This window comes from Streptomyces rectiviolaceus (genome assembly GCF_039533825.1).
GTDB lineage: Bacteria > Actinomycetota > Actinomycetes > Streptomycetales > Streptomycetaceae > Streptomyces > Streptomyces rectiviolaceus.
This window is the reverse complement of record NZ_BAAAUG010000091.1, coordinates 50,683-70,705: the sequence shown is the minus strand read 5'-3', so window position 1 is coordinate 70,705 and position 20,023 is coordinate 50,683. Positions and strand designations below refer to the sequence as shown.

At 64.2% G+C, this 20,023-nt stretch carries 11 protein-coding genes and 1 pseudogene; 6 read left to right on the top strand and 6 right to left on the bottom strand.

Going from position 1 to position 20,023, the window contains the following annotated elements; all coding sequences use genetic code 11:
- The first annotated feature begins 2 nt into the window (after window positions 1-2).
- Window positions 3-2,267, top strand: a complete 2,265-nt coding sequence (locus ABD378_RS25595) for a hypothetical protein (RefSeq protein WP_344524170.1) — start codon at window positions 3-5, stop codon at window positions 2,265-2,267.
- On the top strand, window positions 2,264-2,953 hold the full coding sequence (locus ABD378_RS25590) for a hypothetical protein (protein WP_344524168.1): 690 nt from the start codon (window positions 2,264-2,266) through the stop codon (window positions 2,951-2,953). Before ABD378_RS25595 ends, ABD378_RS25590 begins: the two co-directional genes overlap by 4 nt.
- Before the next feature lie 483 nt (window positions 2,954-3,436).
- Here ABD378_RS25590 and ABD378_RS25585 read toward each other — a convergent pair whose 3' ends face one another.
- A complete protein-coding gene (locus ABD378_RS25585; RefSeq protein ID WP_344524166.1) occupies window positions 3,437-4,669 on the bottom strand; it encodes a hypothetical protein in 1,233 nt (410 codons plus the stop codon).
- Window positions 4,670-5,164: 495 nt separating this feature from the next.
- On the opposite strand from ABD378_RS25585, the pseudogene ABD378_RS44320 reads away from it, so the two are divergent.
- Both ABD378_RS44320 and ABD378_RS44220 read left to right on the top strand, forming a co-directional pair.
- Window positions 5,165-5,377 (top strand): annotated as a pseudogene (locus ABD378_RS44320) (winged helix-turn-helix domain-containing protein); the annotation flags it as partial.
- A gap of 290 nt (window positions 5,378-5,667) precedes the next feature.
- Window positions 5,668-5,904: a transposase gene (locus tag ABD378_RS44220; RefSeq protein WP_425583864.1), complete on the top strand. Its 237-nt coding sequence runs from the start codon at window positions 5,668-5,670 to the stop codon at window positions 5,902-5,904.
- Window positions 5,905-5,911: 7 nt separating this feature from the next.
- On the opposite strand, the gene ABD378_RS25575 is transcribed toward ABD378_RS44220, so the two are convergent.
- From ABD378_RS25575 to ABD378_RS25555, 5 genes are all read right to left on the bottom strand, one after another.
- Window positions 5,912-9,445 carry an NACHT domain-containing protein gene (locus ABD378_RS25575; protein ID WP_344524164.1) on the bottom strand — a complete coding sequence of 1,178 codons (3,534 nt, stop codon included), beginning with the start codon at window positions 9,443-9,445 and terminating at the stop codon, window positions 5,912-5,914.
- Between the two features lie 1,382 nt (window positions 9,446-10,827).
- Window positions 10,828-11,487: a nucleotidyl transferase AbiEii/AbiGii toxin family protein gene (locus ABD378_RS25570; protein ID WP_344524162.1), complete on the bottom strand. Its 660-nt coding sequence runs from the start codon at window positions 11,485-11,487 to the stop codon at window positions 10,828-10,830.
- The gene (locus tag ABD378_RS25565) at window positions 11,484-11,843 is read right to left on the bottom strand and encodes a hypothetical protein (protein ID WP_344524160.1); all 360 of its coding nucleotides are present in this window, start codon (window positions 11,841-11,843) and stop codon (window positions 11,484-11,486) included. Before ABD378_RS25565 ends, ABD378_RS25570 begins: the two co-directional genes overlap by 4 nt.
- 1,956 nt (window positions 11,844-13,799) lie before the next feature.
- Window positions 13,800-14,393 carry an SMI1/KNR4 family protein gene (locus ABD378_RS25560; RefSeq protein ID WP_344524158.1) on the bottom strand — a complete coding sequence of 198 codons (594 nt, stop codon included), beginning with the start codon at window positions 14,391-14,393 and terminating at the stop codon, window positions 13,800-13,802.
- A 73-nt stretch (window positions 14,394-14,466) separates the two neighbouring features.
- The gene (locus tag ABD378_RS25555; RefSeq protein WP_344524156.1) at window positions 14,467-16,476 is read right to left on the bottom strand and encodes a NucA/NucB deoxyribonuclease domain-containing protein; all 2,010 of its coding nucleotides are present in this window, start codon (window positions 16,474-16,476) and stop codon (window positions 14,467-14,469) included.
- Between the two features lie 2,252 nt (window positions 16,477-18,728).
- On the opposite strand from ABD378_RS25555, the gene ABD378_RS25550 reads away from it, so the two are divergent.
- Both ABD378_RS25550 and ABD378_RS25545 read left to right on the top strand, forming a co-directional pair.
- On the top strand, window positions 18,729-19,025 hold the full coding sequence (locus ABD378_RS25550) for a hypothetical protein (protein ID WP_344524154.1): 297 nt from the start codon (window positions 18,729-18,731) through the stop codon (window positions 19,023-19,025).
- Entirely contained in the window at window positions 19,022-19,477 is a 456-nt protein-coding gene (locus ABD378_RS25545; protein ID WP_344524152.1) for a hypothetical protein, read from the top strand. Before ABD378_RS25550 ends, ABD378_RS25545 begins: the two co-directional genes overlap by 4 nt.
- The last annotated feature ends 546 nt before the right edge of the window (window positions 19,478-20,023 follow it).

Genomic DNA, 20,023 nt, shown 5'->3' with positions numbered 1-20,023 from the left:
CCGTGCCCGTGCCCTCGCACCGAGCCGCATCGAAAGGAACCAGAGAGCGCATGTCCGATGACCGTCCCCTTTTTCCGCCCCGCTCTCCCGACGAGCTCGAGTCTCCGTCGACGGGAGCGGATGGCATGGCTCCGCGTCCGCCGGACCCAAGCAGCAGCGCCCCTGGAAGCACGGAGACCCTTAGCGCCGGCCAGGCCGCCCCGGCAGCGTTCGTCGCGCCCCCCGTACCGGACGCCGGGCCGACGCCGATCACGGTGAACCGTCCGGAGTTTTTCGTCAACCACGCTGACAAGATCATCAACGAGACCCGCAAACCGGGCATCCTCGAAGGCTCCACGCTTTCTCGTCACCGGATCAAGCAGGAGCCGATCGCCCGCGAAGGCCAATGGGCAGAGACGTGGCAGCAGGCTCTGGATCCGGCGGGGTTACACCCGCGGAAGCACGTACTGATCATCGTCGCCCCGCGGTCGTACGGATCGACCACCCTGGCCCTGCACCTCCTCGCCGAGCACACGGGCGAGGAGACCGACATCGTGAAACTGGACGCGGACTGGCAGACACCCAAAGTGGGCTGGCTTCCCGCCGAGGAGCGCCACGCCTACCAGGTCGACCTCAAGGACCCTGAGCACGACCGGATCACGGCCGATTTCCTCACCATGCTGGAAGAGCATGCCGGACTTCTGGAAAAGCTGGGCTGCTACCTCGTCCTGAATGTGGCCAAGGACCTGTGGACTGACCACTACGTCTCGGTCCAGTCAGGCATTCACGTCGTCCACCTCAACGAGCCGCCCCTGGCCCAGAGTGTCGTGGAGGCCCGGCTGAGGGCTCGCAAGGCCCCCGGTCTGGTTGCCTACCTTCACTCCGTCGACAAGACCAAGGCTTCGCTAAACCGTCTCGACGCCGTGGAAGCGGCCCGCACGGCGGACTCGATCATGCTTGCGTGGCAGGAACACGAACGGCTGACCGATTCCTCGCTCCCCATGGACGTCCCGGCATCGTGGTCCGCGCTCGATGCCGGACTGGCCGAACGGATCACGTCCGCCCTGTCCGACTGGCGGGACAAACTCGACATCCTGTTCGGAGAGACGGTCTCCGTGCATGGAGGCAAGGACAAGTCGCTGCCACTGGAGGACCGCTGCCTTCTCCTAGCCCTCGCCGTGCGCCAATCCGCTCCGATGCCCGAAGTGGCCGAGGCCGCCCGGGACCTGCAGCAAATCATCAGCGTCGACGCGGCCGGCGGGAGCGGCTTCGCCTCGACGGCAAGTGCAGCATTCGCCGGCCGTGGGCTGCGCCGCCGTGTCGTCGATGCCGGCGCCGGAGTTGGCAGCCACGACGAAGTCGTCTTCGACCAACCCGGCTACGGCAGGGCCGTCCTGACCTACGTCTGGGACAACTACGAGGTCATGCGCGAGCCCTTGCTGAAGTGGCTCACGTCCGGGGACGGCAGCGACACGAATGAGCACGTCGTGGATGCCATCGCCGCTCTGACCCTGCGGCACGGAAACATCGGCCATCTCGTCCAACTCGGATCCCCTACCTACCCGGTGAAGAAGGAACTCCTCAGCGCACTCCTGGTCCAGGCCGTCCAAGACGAGCACGTCGGCCGCCAGGTATGGAGCATTCTGTACAGCTGGGCATCGGTCAAGGAACGCGCGACCACCGTGGTGACCACCTGCCGACAGGTCCTGAGCACCCCAGATGTCACCACTTCTCAGGCCAGGATGGCCATGGTCCGCCTACGGCGAGCCGCCAACAGCGGGCACGAATCAGCCTGGTCTGAGGTCCTCAAAGCCTTCGCCGAGCAGGCGCAGCGCCCCGCCGGGGTGACCCGGCTTATCACCGAAGTACGCGCATGGCAGCAGTCAGGTCGGTCCCGCGGTGCCGGCTCTGCGGCCTTCCTGGCCCTAATGTCCGTACCGGGCACCACCACCCCGTGGCTGCTGTCCGATGAAGTCCCTTCCGAGGTGGACGTGAAGCGGGCACTGCAGGACCTGTTGGGCGACATCGTCACGGCACCGGACGCCATCAACCACCTCACCACATGGATCAGGCAGTCGGCGACCGACCCCGACACCTACGCCCGCGTCCGCGACGGGTTGCTCCCCGTCCTGCGCGGCCAAAAGATCTTCAAGGCTTCCGTGAGCCTGATGCAGGCACTTGAGCATGTCTCGGTCGACGGGGACACGAACGCGGCCAACGACTTCTGGGACCGTCTCGTAGACCCGCGTGTCCGCACGGTGATTCAGCTCAACAGGGATCCGGCGTGAGGTGGTTCTGGCAGCGCCGGGCCCGTACGATCCACTGCACCCAGCCACGGATGCTCCGCTGCGCGACCCCCGGTATCCATTTCGAGGCCACGTTCACGATCGAGTGGCGCCCCGCGCTACGGACCCGGTCCAATCTCGAAGATCTCGTACTCAGCCGGACCCTGGCGCGGGCTGGCGAGGTCACGCAGCTCTTCCCAGCCGTCGAGGTGCGCACCGCCCAGGACACCATCAACGCCGAGCTCGGCGGCCCGGAGCATACCCGCGCCACCGGGTACCGGTGCCTGGCTGCCCGTGTGGAACTGGCGCTTTCGGAGAGCGCACGGGAGGACCTTGCTCAGCAGCAGTCTGACGAGGCACGGGTACGGCGGCTGCGGTTCCTGCGCACGAACCTGTACGAACAACCCGACCTTTTCGTGCTGGACCGGATCGAGAAGCAAGGCGATTGGCCGGGCGCTCAGCAGGTTGCCGAATGGCAGCGCCTGGCACGGTGGATGGTCGCGGCTGACGAATGGTGGCAGCCCATGCTCGACCAGTGGGAAAAGGTCGGCCAAGGCTTCAACGACATTGAGCTACAGAACCGGGCCATGCTCGCGCTCTGCGACGCGCTCCAGAAGCTGAAGGGCGATGACTCTCCGGACGACTCCTCCGTCCCTTCTAGTGCTGCGGAAGGGCGGCGCAAGGAATGAGCCCCACGTTGTGGCGGATCGTCCTGGACCCCGTCTCTTCCTGGCGTGCGCTTCGCCTGCGACGCGAGGCGGGCAGCCAATTGTCGTTCGATGCAGCCTGGCGGAAGGCACGGATGCTGGCTGCGCCAGACGAAATGGTCTACCGGCTGCACGGCCACCAGTTCCCCATCGAGGACGAGGGAGGTCCTGCACAACCCGACGCAAAGACGTACCGCCTTCCGTAAGCACCTGTTCATCATTGGGCAGGATCTCTGCTTGACCAGGCACAACGAGCACGGCAGGTAGCGGATCCGGCCGTGAGAAGGAGCGCAGAAAGCATCGCTCACCGACAGCGGGGTCTACGTGTGGGGTGCGGACGTAATGCCCACACCTCACCGATGGCCTCGCCCACGCCCCAACGCAGGAGAGGCCGAGGAGCCTCGACAGGGTTACCGGTTCAAGTAGTTGTCAGTGGACTCCGGCGCGGGACGGCGGCCAACCGCCTCACACCGCGCTGCCACTCTCATCCCTCGCACGCGTCTCAAGTGCTACTTCAATGGCCGATACCGCTTCGGTCAGACTTCGGAAGACCTGGGCGCTTCGCTCAAGCCGCTTGGCCCCACGCGCCAGCGGTTCACGCATCTGCCGCTCGCATACGACGAAGTCCGAGTAGCCTGCGGCACAGGAGAGATAGACCATGTCGATCACATCGTTGGGTTTCCATGTAGTGCCACGGTTGAGGTGGCGCTCATGGAGCATCTCTCGGAAGAGGCCCAAGGCCGGAAGCGAGCTCAATTTTTGAACGGACTGAGAGCCCGTGCCCCATGCCTTCAGTTGCTCCGGTGTCAACCCTGCGGCAAAGGATTCCTCCGCCACCTTGTTCTGCAGGTCGCTGAGAAGCCATGCGTCGATCGCCTTACGCTTCTGCTGAGCATCGCCGCCGTGAGCGTCCAGCCAGTCACTGAAGTTCTGGTTCGCCTCTGTCCAACCGACCTCAGGGCCACGTTCCCCTCCTTCAGAGTCCAGCATCGTGTCGATGAGACTCAAGGCGGAAACCAGCGCCTCGTGTTGGAATGCTGCCTGAGGTGGAAAGTCTGCCGGAGCCGGAGGCGCGACAACGCCTCTCGAGGCGGAATGGAGTGTATTCGGCTCCAGCGTGACGACCGGCGCCACGATCTCAGATTGTCCGATCTCAGCACGGAACATCAGGCGGAGTTCGTCCCTCCACACCTGCAGGGGGTCTCGCAGCTGCCACCCCCTGCTGAACTGCAGTATGGACAGGCCAAGTCGGTAGCGCCCCTCCGCATTCGACCATTTGGTCGTCTCGTAATAGTGACCCGCTGAAGCAGGAAGGATGATCTTTCGTTCTGCCGACCACTGCACAAGTCGAAGAGCTGCGGCTCGGTCATCAGATGTACCGCTCTGCCGCCCACTCATCGCGTCACTCACAAGGCGCCATTTGTTCTGATCCAGATAGATAACCAGCCGACCGGCCAGCTGGTCGCTGCGGTCAAAACAGGGAAGCTCAAACACGATACTGTCGCCCTTGAGTGTCTCCACAACCAAGCCTTCAAGGCTCGGCGGATAGGAGACCCGCCTCAGCAGACTTGTAGGTTCGAATAGCGGGCTACGGAGCGGCAAACGCGCCTCCTTTCCATCAGATCGAACCAGTACGAAGGTGTCGGAACCCCGATCGACCGAGATCATCACGACAGAAAGATCATCTTCGTTCTCCATCAGACCATGATGCACATCGCACCGGCTCTGACGAAGTGCCAGCCCGGTGAGAGGCCCCGACACCTCACTCACGCAAAGGCCCCCTGTCCAAAAGCCGATTGCCAGGCTGCTGCCCAGGTTGGACAGCTCGATGCCCCAGTCCCAGCTACCCGCGGTCACCCCGAAGGCAACCGCTAGCAGGATGCCCGACTTGCTCTTGGTAACGACGAACTCGTTGCGATCTCTCTCGCCCGCTTCTGCCGACGGAGCTCTGGCGCAGGACACTATTGATCCGAAACGGTTTGGGTTCTGGGATGTTGGTGATGTGTGATCAATCTGGTGGGGGACGCGCGGCATCTGTCGCCGTCGGCGCAGGAGGCCCTTCGGTTGCGGGCGGTAGCCGCGTTGGCGGCGGGGCGGGACCGTGAGGATGTGGCGGAGCTCCTCAGGGTGTTGCTGGAGGCAGTGGACGTCTGGTGGGCGAAGTGGCTGGCCGGCTGCCGTGAGGCGCTGGTCATGCGGCCGAGGGGCAAGCCGGACGGGGTGCACCAGGTGCTGGACGAGGCCGAGCGGGCCGTCCTGGATCATCGGCCCTGTGTCGTGGGGCTGAGCAGTCACTTGTGGAGGCGGCGGCTGGTGGGCGAGCTGATCGCGAAGCTGTACCGGGTGCGGCTGGCCGAGCCGGGGGCGGGCAAGTACCTCAAGCGGTGGAGACTGTCGTTCCAGCGGCCGAACAAGCGGGCCGTCGAGCAGGACCCGCAGGCTGTCCAGCGCTGGCATGAGGAAACCTGGCCGAAGGCCCGTACGCGGGCGAAGAAGGACGGCGGCGAGATCCTCTTCGCCGACCAGGTCACTGTCCGCTCCGACCAGATCGCCGGCCTCACCTGGGGCGAGGAGGACAGGACACCCGTGCTGCGGCGGAACGGAAACCGGTTCTCGGCGAACGCCATGTCGGCGATCAGCACCAAGGACCGGATGCACTTCATGGTCTTCACGGAGAGCTTCACCGCCGAGGTGATGTGCCGCTTCCCCACCGCTCCAAGAAGGTTCGCGACTGGCACACCGCCCACCCCGACGAGGTTGAGCTGCACTTTCTGCCGCCGTACTCGCCCGAGCTCAACCTTGATGAACTGGTCAATGTAGGGAACGCCGACATGGCCGTTCTGCGCCGACTTGCTGCTACTCCGACGGACAACTCCCGTGGTATCTCATCGCCCACAGGACTGGCGAATCACCCTCCAAACCCACAGAACTAACGAAAGGTCAGTAAGACGAGTCTCGCGTCTTGAGGTGTGGTGTCGGGCGGGGGTGGTTACGTCTGCATTTGCCTGCATGTGCAGCGATCGCTGTATCGCAGTCGAGGCAGGTCCACTGTTGCGCAGGTCTGGCCAGGGCCTGCTCGAGCAATGGCAGATCGGCGGGAGAGATGTCGTGCAGGAAGCGGGTGGCCTGTGCACGGACGAGAAGGTCAGGGTCGGCGAGCAGTGGCTGGGCGTCGCGGTGGCGCAGGCTGCGTGCGTACGCGGTTGCCCGAGCTTGGGCGGCTCCAGCCCGGACGACGGCGTCATCAGCGGATAGACCGAGTTCGGGCCAGCGGCGCGCGAGGAACCTGGCCGTCTGCATACGGGTCCGCGCGTTCAGGGCGGGTAGTTCCGCGTTCACGCAGTCGGCTAGCCGACTGTTCGTGTTCGGGGATTCGTCTGCCAGGGCGAGGGTGAGGGCGACGAGCCAGGCATTGCCGTGCTGCAAGGCCTGGACGACGATGTCGTCGTCTAGTGCGAAGGTGGTGGGCGTTGTTACGGGCGTGCGGGTGCTGGGCACGTAGAGAAGGCCCCAGTCGGGCCGCTTGGGGTGTTCCTGCCTCAGGCTGCGCAGTTGGGTGCTGATGAGGGTGCCGTCGTGGCCGCAGGCGTCGAGGGCGAGCCGGAGGATGCGCCGGGTCAGCTCCGGTTGTTGCCGTGCTGCCGTGGGTGGGGTCATCGCCGCGAAGCCGCCGATAGCCAATGTGTCGATGAACGCGGCTGCCTCATCCAGGTGCCAGGTCTGGCTCGGCGTGAGCTCGACGGAGGCGTCGTCGAGCTCCGCCAGTAGTTCAAAGAGTGCTGGGATGCTCTTGGCTGACTGCGCGAGCCAGGCCAAGGCCTCTGATGTGCCGCCCAGTTTCCGAATGGCCTTGAGGGTGAGGGTATGGCCCTGTCGTGGAAGTTCGACCTCAAGCCACTCCAGAGTGTCCAAAGTGATCGATGAGCAGACGTCTGTCACGGCAGAGGCCGCCTCTGGCCGACGCGGCAGAAGGTGCGTGACGACGGCGCGTACGAGGTCATCGGAACCGTAGACGCGTCCTGGATCTTCCTCGGCATCATCTTCTGCAAGCGTTTCGAGGGCTTCCTGCAGCACTGCGAGCTCGCTATCCGTCAGTTCCGTGCCGCGTCGGCCAGCCTGCTGCTGCACCCGCAGCGCGGCGATGACCGGCTTCAACCGGGGACTCGTGGCGGCTGCCGCGGTGATCAACTGATCGGTCTGCGCCGCGTCGAGGTCTTCGCTCGCGAGGCGGACGATGAGCTCGGCGCGGGGAGAGCGTCCCGTGTTGAGATCGATGGCTACGTGCGGCGGGGCTGGCGGATAGCTCTCGGGAGTGCTTTCAACACGGTCCAATTGAGCTTGCCGGTAGGCGTGAAGAGACATCTCCTCGAAGACGGCTCCGTCCCGCATGGCGGCGTGAACCAGGTCCAGCAGTTCACCGCCGCTGTCCAGAGCGCGAGCGATGAGGGCGCGGGCGGCTAAGGGTGACAGGCTCGCGGCAAGCCGTGCGGACTCCGGACGTTGGACTATGACCTCGTTCATCCACGTCGTGAGGGCCGAGGGATTTCTGACCGCCCAGCGGGCTTCGCCGATCTCGGCGAACAAACGAGTGCGGGCGGTGAGGTTGCCCTGTGGCGCATCGGAGAGGAACACGCCCGCCGTGGCGTCCCAGTGCTCCAGAATGTGCCGTGCCGATGCGGCCGCTGTGCCGGCCGACTTGCCCCAGTGCTGCTGCAGGCGGCTGCTGACCGCCTCGTGAGCGCGGTGCCACGGGGTGCTGCCGTCGGCGGCGACGAGGCGGGCGATGTCGTCGAAGCAGTCGATGAGGACGTCGGCTGCCGCCTCGGGGCCCGTGTCCGGCACCGCTGGCCCGGCACGGCGCATCTCCCACAAACGGACGCTACTGTCGATCACTTCTTTGAGCAGGGCGGCTCGGCCTGAAGGGATACCGGGTGCTGGCTGCTGGGCGATGAGCAGCACCATCAAGGTGGCCAGTAGGGGCACGCGCCACAGGTCGGGCTCAGCGCGGCGGGAATGGGCGACGCGCGCGCTGCGCTCCGCCCTCCATGCGGTTTTGCGCGCTTGTCCGCCGAGTCGCTCGGCCACAACGCTTAGTAGCTGATCAGACGTGTCCTCCAGGTGACGGGGGGCTTGCAGTTCGTAGACGGGCAGTTGTAGCAACGCAGCCGACCGGAGGCAGGAATGCCGGGAGGTGACGAGTACGTCAAGGTTCTCGGGCAGGCAGCCGAGAAAGCTGGCCACTGCCTCCACAACAGCATCTTGGCGGTCGAGGGACTCGTCGAGGGCATCGAGCACGAGGAGGGCATGGCCCTGCTCGATGCGTGCCTGCAGCGCCTCCTTCAGCAGTGGCTGCGCGTCGCCCACCGCTGCCCTGACGACGTCACGGGCGTCGATCCGGTACGGCCCGGCGGCGGGCAGCAGGGGGATGAGGTCACGCAGGCGCAGCCATACCGGGACGGGTGCTCGGTCGTTGGCCGCCCAGCGTGCCGCGATCGAACGGGATGCCACCGTCTTGCCTGCTCCCGGCCGTCCCACCAGGAAGAGGCGGCCCTGTCGGCGTACCGTGTCGACCAGTATGTCGCGTCCGGCCTTCTGGCCGGGTGCTGTCGCGCGGAGATTCCTGGTCATGCCGGGTACAGCCATTGAGGTCAGCCCGAGCCCAAGGTCAGCCAGGGGAAGGACGTCCTGCCTCTCGGACCACTCCTCGCGGTAGCGGCGGACAGCTTGATCCAGTGCCTCCAGGCGGGCCGCTGGGGTGCCTGCAGCATCAGCGATGAGGGGCAATTGTGCGGCGGTGATCCAGCTTCGCCAGACGGCCAGCTCTGAAGTGGTGCGCTGCTCGGCCTGCGCGCGTGCGGCCGCGCGCAGGGCACGGAAGGCGGCCTGCCCGTGCCCCGCTGGGACGACGGCAGCGTTCAGGCAGGCACTGCCCAGTGCCTCTTGCGGGCCGTTGTCGCGGGCGTCCAGGCTGCGGATCGTCGCCGCGTCGAGCAGTCGCTCCGTGGCCGGGCCGTCGAGGCCATACGTTGCAGCCAGTCGCCGTAGCTGGTCGACGTACTGAGCTGCCGAAGCTGTCAGGGAAGCGCCGCTACGGCGGGTGTCCAGGGCGTCGGCCAGGTTCTCGAAGGTCGTGGTGGTCCTGGCGACGACAAACAGCAGCTCGTCCCCCTGTCGGCACTCGCCGGAGATGACGGAGCGGCACCACTGGTCGACGGTGTCCTCGAAGGCCTTCCTGCTGGCGGTCAGTTTGGCTTGCATGAAGGCGCGGGCGCCATCGAAGAGTTCGACAACGACGTCGTCAACGTGCAGGTCCGCCTCCATTCGGAGCAGGACAGGGCGCGCTTCTGAGCGCAGCCAGGGAACCGGCTCCCCCAGCAGCCCATAGGTGGCGAGCAGCGCCGCCACACCGGCACGGTGGTTAGCACCCGCCTCGTTGCTCGCCCCACCGAGCGCGCCTCGCTTTGCCGTCTGCATGAACCTCTCCCCCGCACGGAATCGGACCCGTCTCCGGGGTGTTGGTGAAGCGCCAGGGCATCCTTTCCTCTCATGCTATGCCGCCAGAGTGCCGCTGGTCAGGGGCGGCGACAGAACCGACAGGGAGGTACTGCGCCCTTCGGATCGAGGGCTGAGCAGCGACGTAGGCGGATGGGCGCTGCAACGCACGACCCACCTGGCCGCACCAAAACCGATACTCACGGCGCCCGCGCAAGAGGTTCGCCACTTGCGTCTCATCGACACCGACGCCAGCCACGCCTCACCCTGACCAGCGAACCCGGCCTCGGTTGGCCCGTAAATCCTGTGCCGCGTGGTGGGGCGGACGAGCCTCTAGTAGCAGCACAGCCGCGGGCGAGCTGTCGAGCCACGTAGCGAACCTTCCGAGCGGGGGCCGGGCGCCTACGCCAAGGCCCCGCCGCGGCGGTCACCGGGTCAGCAAACCGGGCCATCTCCGCGTCCATTGCTGACCATTTGCTGACCTGAACGCCCAATCGTTCCTCTGACCTGCACGAACACTCAAATGCTAGATATTGGACTTGGAGGGGCGCGCGAGGAGCACTGACGGCGCCTTTCGTGACCGCTGGGAAAACAGGGGCGGGGGTTGCTCGGAAAGAGGCCGCAATAGCCAATTTCGCAGAGCTCGCCTACGTTCCGGCTCCGTTTCGGGCGGACGGGTGGATCGACTGCCTAGCAGCCTTCCGCACCGATGGCCTCCAGACCGGTCTCGGCATAGGTCACCGCGTCCTTGGAGTCCACCGCGATGGCGGCCCAGCCGTGCTGGATGTATGCGGAGAACAGCCTCCGGACAAGTCGTTCCCTTGTCTTGTCGGAGAAGCTCTTCTCGTGTGTTGGAACGGCTTCAACTCTTCCGGTCCCGGATCCTTGAGGGTCGGCATATCGGGCAATCGATGCAACGGATCAACGGACTGCTCATACCGGCGTGTCCAGGCCAGCCATCGGCGCGCTGAGCGGAGTTGAAGCTCCTCAATGTCGGTTTCCTCCGCGATTCGGTGTTCCAAGTCATCGCAGTACGCGCGGAGCGCAGTCGTCTCCCTGGCTCGCGACTCAGCCTTCTCGCACAGTCCCTCTTCCACAACCCGGGGCTCAATCTCCTTCAGCACCGCGTCGAGGACGTCTTCCGATACCCGTCGCTGATGACCACGTCGACCTCACCGACGCACCAGGAGCAGCCTGGCCTATCCCGGAACTCGTGTCCCCTGCCGCACGGCTTCGGCGACCAGGCCCTGAAGCAGCAGGAGCCCCCGGCTGGCTGGCTGCGGCCCCATCGCAGGCACGAGAACCTGTTCCTGCTGGCCGAGGCTTCCTGTCCACGGCCACCCGATGAACGCGATGACTGCCTCTCAGGCGTTCTCGTCATGGATCCGTGCGCCCAGATCCTCCGCCCACTCCAGCGCCCACGCCTTGAGTTCTTCGATCTGCCGGGTGGTGAGCCCATACGCGGTGTAGTCCTCATCCTCGTACCAGTCCGCGCCGATGAGCCGGTCCCGGAGGTCTTCGAGGCTGAACTCGTCGTGGGCGCGACGGCGGCCCAGGGATTCGAGGTCGGCGGCGGAGCGGTGACGGGAGGCAGCCTGGACGTCGATGAGGTCGCGGACGGTGCCGCGGTCGGCGAGGGCACGGACCTTGGTGCCGATCACGTCGTCGAGGGAAAGAACAGGGCCGTAGGGGGTCTGGGCAGGCGGAGCCCAGAACGCCTCTTTGAGGACGTCGACCTCGCACTCCTCGCCGGTGTCCGGATCGGTGACGAGGAACCGGCCACTGAGCGGATCGGTCTGGACGTGCGTGGTCTGCCATCCGCGCGCGCTGAGGCCTGCTGTGAGTGAGGCGACGATCTCCTGCATCGGAGCGGGGTTTTCCGTGGCCACGTCGAGGTCGCGGCTGAAGCGTTCGACCAGGCCGTGGGCCTGCACGGCGTATCCGCCGGTGAGGACCAGAGGGTAGGGGGAACCGAGGTCGACGATGTCGGCGAGGAGACGCTCGTGGAGCGGAGTGAGCTTCACGCGGCGGTCGTGTCGGCCGGAGCGGTGCGGAGCAACTCGGGGAAGGCATCTTCCCAGACTTCGCGGATGTAGGGACTGATCAAGCGCCGCAGCACGGGCCACTGCTCGGTGAGCAGTCGGTGGTGCAGGAGGGTCGCAAGGTCCTCCTGCAGACCTTCGGCGAGGACGGTCCGGTAGAACGTCATACGGGATTTTGGACGGTCCAGGCTGTAGCTCGTCCGCCCGGACCAGACGATGTGGAGCGGCAGGTCCACGTCGCCCTCGACAGGGCCGGCCAGCTCCTGCAATCGCTCGGGCAGTCGGCTGCGGTAGCGGTCCCGCAGCACCTCGGCGCGGGGGGCGGTGGTCGTGTCCATGCGTCCAGTATCGCTGCTGGGAGGCAACGGCATGGTGGATACGGGGCTCCTCTGTTGTACGTGCGGGTCGGGCGCCGCCCGCCCCTCCCTCGGACGTCTCACCCCGTGGACGCCTAGCGGAACATGACCTACCCCGCAGCCCCCGGTGGCGCGGCCAACCGGCCGCCCTGCCGATCCAGGGCCAGCTCCACTCGCGGCGGCCACCAGGTCAGCAAGCTGGGACGCTCACCCGCGCACTGCTGACCATTTGCTGACCTGAGCGAACCGATCAGGCGCCTGACCTGCGCAAACACCCAGATGTTAGATCTTGGACTTGAATAGAGTACGCAGCATTTTGGACTCCTGGAAGATGGCTCCCCGCCAGCTTTCTGCAGGTCAGGGGCATCGTTCAGTGTACATGGGTATGCCTTCAACTCGTAGACCCTGCACAACATCGTGCGCCGTGGCGAGCGGGCTTCTCACCTGCGCGATCTGCGCGAAACAAGCCGCCGCGAAGCCGTCGACCAGAGGCATGTACGCCAGGCCGTCCCGGCCTAATGCTGACTGAATGCTGACTTACCTGATGATTTATCAGGTAAGTCGCGAGGTCAAGGTCAAGTGGCATTGGGGTAAGCAGCGGTGAGGCAGAGGAAGAGGGCCGACCAGCACGCTCCTTCAGCACACGACCAAGCGCTTCCGTGTCACTTCGCCTCCTCGCCATGCCGAAGACGCATGAAGAAGTCTCGGATGACGACGGTTGCAGGCGCCCGTTCGGCCAGGACTTCCAGCAGATCGGGGCGGATCACGACGGCACAGTCGGTCATTCGCGGTCAGGCGAGGTGGTATGAGCTCCTCTCGTACTCGGTGCGCCAACAGATAAGCCCGAGGGCCAGCCCGTGGTCGTCCTCTGGGGTCAGGGGACCCCGGGCCGCAGGTGCAGCGCGGCAGGGAGCCACCAGCCTGGCGTGAGCGTGAGATCGGGTAGTCCCAGACCATGAGCGGCATCCCCGGCCGCAACCATGTCGCGGTCGACACCGAGCAGCGGGAGGCTGACCTGTGGAAAACCCAGAGGTAGCTGCGCCGGCCCTTCGGAGCGGGAACGTCGCAGAAGAGCGTCTCCCCGCATGGTCCCGAACCATACTGCCAATTGCCCAAAATCAGCCTCCGCAGATGCAGATGAGCTCCTCACCCAGTGGCCGCACCAGCGTCAGCAGGCCAGCCCCAATATGACCCTTCGCCAAGACCGATACGCCGGAGCCGGCCGTCTCAGGCGCCACGTCCCTCAGATGGCATCAAAAACCACCCGGATCAGCATGGTGGGGCACAGGTCGTCTCCGCCAACTCGCTGTTCGGCTCTGCGACCTTTTCGATCGCTCCTCACAGGGCTGGCAGAAGCCCTCGCCCATTGAGCACGTCATGTATGAGCATCCGGATTGACCCTTTGTCGGCGACGACAAGCGAGGCGACGCTCGCGGTTCTCACTCTCACCTTGGGCGAATGACCACTCGCTTGGGGCTACGACTGGTGGATTCCCTGAAGCGGGACAGCGGGACACACAGGAAGGCAGACCATGGTGGGCACCGTTGCAGCAGCGCAGGGGGACGCAGCGACTGCGGAGTCAAACTTCCACTTCGGTGGCGTGCCGCCACAGCAAGGCTCAACGCCGACTTCCTCAGCGCCGACGACCCTGGGCTGTGATGACGACACCCACATCGCCCCGTACAGGCGTCTGGCTGATGGGTGCCCGTAGATGGGTCGCGGCCGCGGTGGTCACCGCGGCCGCGACCATCACAGACAGGTTGCGCCCCGTCGGGACGCGCACTATCCGGCCGCGTCGAGCGCCAAGCACTCCTCGAGCCGTAGGGCGCCTCATCGGGGTGGAGGTCGATGCGTGCTCGCCCTCAGGTTGCGTCGAAGGTGAGGGTGCCGTTGGCTGTGCGGGTCAGGTGCCAAGCGCGTCACCTGGTGCGCGGTGTGTCACCCCTCGGTGTCCCACCGCAGATCGTCGTCTTCGACGATCCGCTCGTATCCATCGAGGGTGACATTGTCTTCCAGAGCGTCCGCGACGGCTTCCAGTAGTTCTGCGAGCGACGTCCAGATGCGCCCCGGCGGGAACTCGATCTGGCCAATTTCATCCCGTTTGCCCACCCGCCCTTGTTGCACGCCGGGTTGGGCATCAAGGACGAGATAGCCGCCCCCGTCGTCGCTGGCGCAGGGCACCCATCCCGGGTGCCAGCGTGCGTACTGGCCATCGATTTCGAGCGGGATGTCATTTGCGAGGTACTCCGCCTTTGTCTCGTCCTCGATTTCGGCCTGCAGCCGCTGATGTTCGACGATCGCCTCTGTACTCAACAGCGTGTACACCGGGGGAAGGCGCAACTGGGCGCTGCCATCGTGACAGAGCAGGGACTCGGTCAACTGCTCAGGAAAGCTGAGCCCAAGGCGCTTCTCTGCTGCAAGGATTTCCGCGTGGGTGGCGGGTGGCGGCAGGGCCTCGTACGTGCCTGGCACGCAGTCGCGGAGCCAGGAGTCGATGCGCTGCCAGGAGTGGCTAACGGGTTCGGGTGCCATGCGGTCTCCGTTGGAACTCGCGAGTCGACGGTGGTGCCTCACATGATGGCTGAGGCACCACCGAGTGTCATGGCTACTGGAGCTTGAACTGCCTACTCATGCGCGAGGCACCGGATGCTGGCACCAGCCGGAATGACACGAACCGTGGCTTGTAGATGCTCGTATCGCGGAATAGTGCGCCTTCCGAGGTCCACCGGTTGTCGAAGCTGTTCACGTTGTAGGACATCGTCCAGCGGTCCCCAGATTGCAAAGTGGGGTGGGCGTGAGCGTTGTAGGCGAAGATCTTTGGGTCTCTATAACTCCCATACGGGCCAGTTTCAGGCATTCGGTAGACCTCGTCGTGACCTACCCAGGAGCCGAATACACCGTATGGATCACATCCCGACCAGATGCGGACCTTGTTGCTGAACGCCTGTGTGCTGTCCTGACTGATCACGACGAACTGCCCGTTCCATGGTGTGACGCTGTACTCGTTCGCAATCCCCTCGAGGTACTCGTTCCCCTCCTTCTCTCCTTGCATCCAATTATTGTCCCCAGTTGCGCTCGAATTGAAGAACTGCCAATCGTCCACCTTTGACAAGTCGCTTCCCTTGACACGAGCTATCCGCATCTTCTTGTTCGTTTTGTCGTTGCTGACGCCGTAGATGTAGCTGTAGCCGTCACCGCTACGCGAGGCTGGCATCAGGGCCGAGCCCCATGCCACGCCCGTCTCCGACGGCAGTGGGTCAATCCACTTGGGTTTGGTCAGGTTATCCAGGGCGAATGTGGCGACAACGTTCCTGACGAACTCGAACGGCATGGCACTGCCGTCGTTGGTCCCCCTGTACTCCTGGAACATGATTTGAAGGTGTTGAACGCCATCGATGGTGGAAATCATGCCGTCTCCGAGCCAGAACCATCGATTATCGATTACCGGCGGCATGAATCCTGTCGGGTTTGTTTTTGATCCACCTGTGATGGTTTCCAGTGAGTCGCCGTTCTGCGCTACGAAAGAGCTGTTGATGAACTTCGCCGTGGTCGGCCGGGTGCCGTTATTCTCGGGACCGAGGAAGGTGTCAGAGAATAGGAAGAGGCGGCGGCCGTCGGGGAGCTTGAAAGAGTAGGTGGAGTCTCCTCCGGTCCAACCGTCAGAGGTGCTCTTGGCGTAGTTGTAGAGCAGCTGCTCCGGCGCGGCATGCTCTTGGACTTCCTTTACCTCGGGTACGTCACTATTGGGGCATTGACGATAGGAGACTTTCGCGGCGACACCACTGGGTGCCGTTGGCCCCTTATACTTACTGCCATCGTCGTTACGGAGATCGACGTAAAATCGATCGTTATTAGCGTCGGCGTACAGTATCCTCTGCGCCTTGTAGAATACCTCGAGCCTGCTGCCGGCCTTCTGATTATGCTTCTTATTGAGTGGCTTTACTGCGTAGTGGGATGTGCCAGTTCCGCCAGTCTTGGCCCCTTGCCTAGTGGACTGGAATGGGTACTCATCGCAGTCTAGGGTTTGACCCTTCGTATATCCGTCTCCAAAGTATTTCTTACAAGTATTTACTGCATGGGTGTGATTCTTCTCTTTTTCGGCACTAGGCAGGCGGACCAAGGGGAATCCGCTGCCGACCTCACCCGGTATGGACTTGCTTGACTCAGAAACTGGGAAGGTTTTATCGGGGGTGTTCAGTGCAGACCAGATGAGATCTGCTGAATCCTGGACCTCGTTGTCGACGGTCAGACTGAACTTCTCGATCACTTTATCGAAGACGCAGCCATGCGCCGAGCCGATGTAGGTCGCGGAGTCACACCTGAGGCTTGCGCCATCATAGGTGTTCGAGTCGACTCTGTCCGACGTCACCGTCGCCTTGAAATTGTGTTCGTGGTAAGCGATCTTGTCGCCGGTCAACGATCCCGCATCCGACGTGAAGTCGAATATCGCTGACTGTAGTCCGACGCCGTTAACCCAGTCACTCAGTGTCCGGGTTATCCCATTACGGCCGTCCGGAATGCAAGAGCTTCCCGAGGTGTGGGTTTGACAGGATGCCTGGATGCCCAGTTTATCGGAAAGATTGGGCACGCCGTCTATCTTCGGCTTGTCTGCCATGAACATTACACTCGTCGACCGGTCAGAGGCGGCGGCGCCTTTGTGTCCCATCCCCATGAAGGTAAAACGAAAGGTGACCGTACCTTGGGGTACGCAGCCTGGGCTACATTTGAAGCTCACCACTGGCTGGTTAAACATCTGGCACCAGGACCAGTGGTCCAAAACGACGCTTTGTTTCCCATCGTATGGAGCATCCCAGCAGAACGACATGTTGTCTGGAGGCTCGGATGTCGCTCCCCGAGTTCTGAACTCATCTGATTTCCGCGAAAGTTTAGCGACATAGCTGACGCGTGCCTGAGCTTGCTTCTTTGATTCATTTGGTGCGGGATTACGCAAGGCATCCCCTGGTGAACCGCTAGTGGGGTAGGGGGCTCCCATCTCAGTGACGTAAGCGGGGTCCGCAGCACTGCCCCGCGGGGCAGGAGGGGCCTTGGTCAGGGTGTTAGATGGCGGCGCCGCGGGGCCCTTCTCCTCAGTAGTGTCTCCCGAGCGAGTCTGCTCGGGTGATTCCTTCGACTTGCGAGGGTGTTCCGCCCCTGTCGGTGAAGCCGACACTCCAATGGGGCTACTAGCGGAGGGCTCTGCAGCAGCTTGTGCTGCTGCGGTGGACGGGGCGACAAGCAAGATGCAGATTGCCGCAACCAATATCGCTCGGAGCTGTCTCAACCCTGATTTTCCTTCTCGTTAGACATACTTGAGTAGACTGACGGTGAATCAGCGCAGCAGCTAAATGCGAGGGCACCAAGTTATCCAGGCGCGCCATGGCGCAACTGTGCGATCTCTGTACATGGGATGTCCGGATCGGACGTAGAGAAATCAAGGGCATCGGCGACAGGAAAGTGTCCAGCGGAATCTGACTCAAGCAGCATGCCGCTTAAGTGAAAAACGCTTCAAGCCTCAAGCTCTCATGCGTGGACGCCGTGCTTCTGACACGCCTAACTTGCTGCCCCAGGCGAGGCAAGACCTCAAGATGCCCCCTCTTAACGGAACTCATTGCTCCGATTGCGCACAGCGGTCGTAAGACGCAGACGCGCTAGCGCCCGTGGATCCGTGTGGGGGGAAAGTAGATTAACATCAACAAGCGCCTGGGAGCGTGTACTTGGAATATTGACCCCTCCCTACCTAAGTGGCGCGCCAAAACGCGGACAGATACCCAGTGAGTTGCGGTAAGCATCATTCTGGGAGAACGACCACGAAATCGGGACGCATCGGTGCTCTGCGAGGCCCTTGGCCTCGCCACCTGAAGGCCCTGAGGGGGAGAGTTCCGCCGGCTTCGGATAGTCGAGCGCGAGGCCACTTGACGTGGGCCGAGCGCAGGCTTCATCCATGGCCAGTGGCGGACGAGAGGACGTGCGTGCCGTGGCGTCCTACCTTGCCCCTGCTGCGCACCTCCAGTCGGCCTCCTCAGTTCGCGTGCATGGCAGCCGCGGTAGTCGGACGTCGAGACCACTTCGGCTTTGACTGGCCATGAAATGTGCCTGAGCAGGGGCCTGTTCGAGTTCTTCCCGCTATGGTGCTGCCATGTTGAGGCGGGCAGTTGCGTACGTGCTAATTGCGCCAGTTGCAATGATGGCCATCGGGGGGTGCGGTAGCGAGGTCCGAGCCACGGGCTCTTCCCCGGATGCCTACACGAGTACGGTTCCCGCTCCAAGCGCAGACGGCCGACAGTCGACAGGGTCGATGCTCGACGACATCCCGACCGAAGGCGCTTCGAAAGGACAGCCCTGCAAGGCAGGTGAGGGTGCTCCCGGATTGGATGAGCAGCGTGAACAGTACCGATGCCACAAGGGGCGCTGGATCCACATAGTGTGGGAGCCACCCAAGGTTGGTGGAACCTGCCCCAGCAGTGGCGGTCGATACTTCTATCAGCGGAACACGGCAACACATGAGTGCGTAGAGGGCCGTTGGCAGCTCATGCCCCCTGCTTCTAACTGAGCTCGCCGCGGGACAGCCAAATCCCAGGATGGTTCCGGGCGGAACCGCAACCCCTCCCCCTGTCCAGCAGCCATCGCCGCAAAGGCCCACCCGCCCCGCCCCGGCCGCGTCCTGCCCGAAGTCTCCAGCCTCGCGACCAGGGCGGCCCTTTCCCCGGCCATCCGGTGTATCCGGCCACGTGCTGCATCCCCCTCACGGGCAACTAGCGTGTGAATCCAGGACGCCCTGCCCGCCTGTTTCCGACCTGCAGAGCGGCCGCCCCACCTTGATCGTCTAGCGTGCCGTGCACGTAAGAACTACGGGGGGGTGAAACGCACATGAGCAGGACTACGAGCGTCGTGCGCCGACAGGCGCAGATGATGGCCGTCGCCGCGGCCTTCTCGCTACTGGCCGGATGCGGCGGCCGGGGCTCGGACGGGGACAAGCCGGAAGCGAGCCCCGAGGTCCCGGCCCGGACACTCACCGCCAGACAGATCGCCACTGCCGCGATCGACGGCAGCGACGTACCGGATCACCAGGTGGGCAGCCGGTTGGCGGCCGATCGCTATGAAGAATCCGAGGTGGGCGCGGTCCAGCCCGAGTGCGCGGTGCAGGCCAGGTCGCCCTCGGCATGACCGTGGGCGACCCCGTCTCCGTGGCGGACCGCACCGCGATGGGTAGGCCGTCCGGAGCGGAGAGCGCGGGAACGGGCCTCATCAAGACAACGGTGACCCTGGCGTCATACGAGGGCGAGGAGAAGGCCCTGTACAAACTGGGGACGGCCAGTGCGGTGTGCCGACAGGGGTTCACCATGACGGTCCGCGGCAAGAAGACCGTGATGCAGTTCCCCGCGCAGGAGCCCGACCCACGGGATCTCGATTTCGCCGACGAATACACGTGGTTCACGCTCACCGGCCCACCCGGCATCGACTCCCTCACCCGCAAGGTGCTGGTCGTGCGCACGGGCCACACACTCGGCTTCTTCAGCCGTACGTATCCGGGCTACGCCGCGGACGCGTCACAGACGACGATGCCCTTCCCCCTCGACGTGGCACGCGCCCAGTGGAAGAAGCTCGCCACTCAGTAGTTCCTATAGTCAGGAACATGGCCCGCCCAGAGCCTCAGCCGACTGCGACGCGCCCCCCGTCTGACACCGCTAAGGATCAACTGGCCCTTCGTCATCCAATCGAGGCGTTTGGCAGCGAACCCAGTCGTCTCGGCCTTTCTGACAGTGAATCTAGTCGGAGAGGTGTTCGTGCTGGGGGTGTCGAATGTCGGGTTCAGCAGGGGGGAACGCACTGCTCCCGCATGGCGGAGAGACCTATGGACCACATGCGATGGCGCAGTACAGGTGCCGGGCCGTCTGCGGCTATGTGCGGGATGCAACCTCACGGACGGCCATCCGCCGACCGAGCCCGCTGTCAGTGGCAGGTGATAAACGTGGAAGCGGTGTCATCAACGCCACCAGGGCCGACAGGGTCAAAGGGGGAGGCATTGCATGTCTAGTGCGGCGTCCACGAACGTTCGCCGGGGCGGCGGGAGTTGGCGGGCCCGGCCCTGTTGGGCTCACTCTTGGTGGTGACGTATTCGTTGTTGAGGGTGAGGTCGGGATGGTCGAGCCGGTCAGGGCAAG

Excerpts from the sequence above, each read along its gene's own strand:
- ABD378_RS25550 (WP_344524154.1), top strand. The coding sequence starts at position 18,729 with ATGAGCAGGACTACGAGCGTCGTGCGCCGACAGGCGCAGATGATGGCC.
- ABD378_RS25565 (WP_344524160.1), bottom strand. The coding sequence starts at position 11,843 with ATGGACACGACCACCGCCCCCCGCGCCGAGGTGCTGCGGGACCGCTAC.
- ABD378_RS25560 (WP_344524158.1), bottom strand. The coding sequence starts at position 14,393 with ATGGCACCCGAACCCGTTAGCCACTCCTGGCAGCGCATCGACTCCTGG.
- ABD378_RS25585 (WP_344524166.1), bottom strand. The coding sequence starts at position 4,669 with ATGGAGAACGAAGATGATCTTTCTGTCGTGATGATCTCGGTCGATCGG.
- ABD378_RS25575 (WP_344524164.1), bottom strand. The coding sequence starts at position 9,445 with ATGCAGACGGCAAAGCGAGGCGCGCTCGGTGGGGCGAGCAACGAGGCG.
- ABD378_RS25545 (WP_344524152.1), top strand. The coding sequence starts at position 19,022 with ATGACCGTGGGCGACCCCGTCTCCGTGGCGGACCGCACCGCGATGGGT.
- ABD378_RS25555 (WP_344524156.1), bottom strand. The coding sequence starts at position 16,476 with ATGGCAGACAAGCCGAAGATAGACGGCGTGCCCAATCTTTCCGATAAA.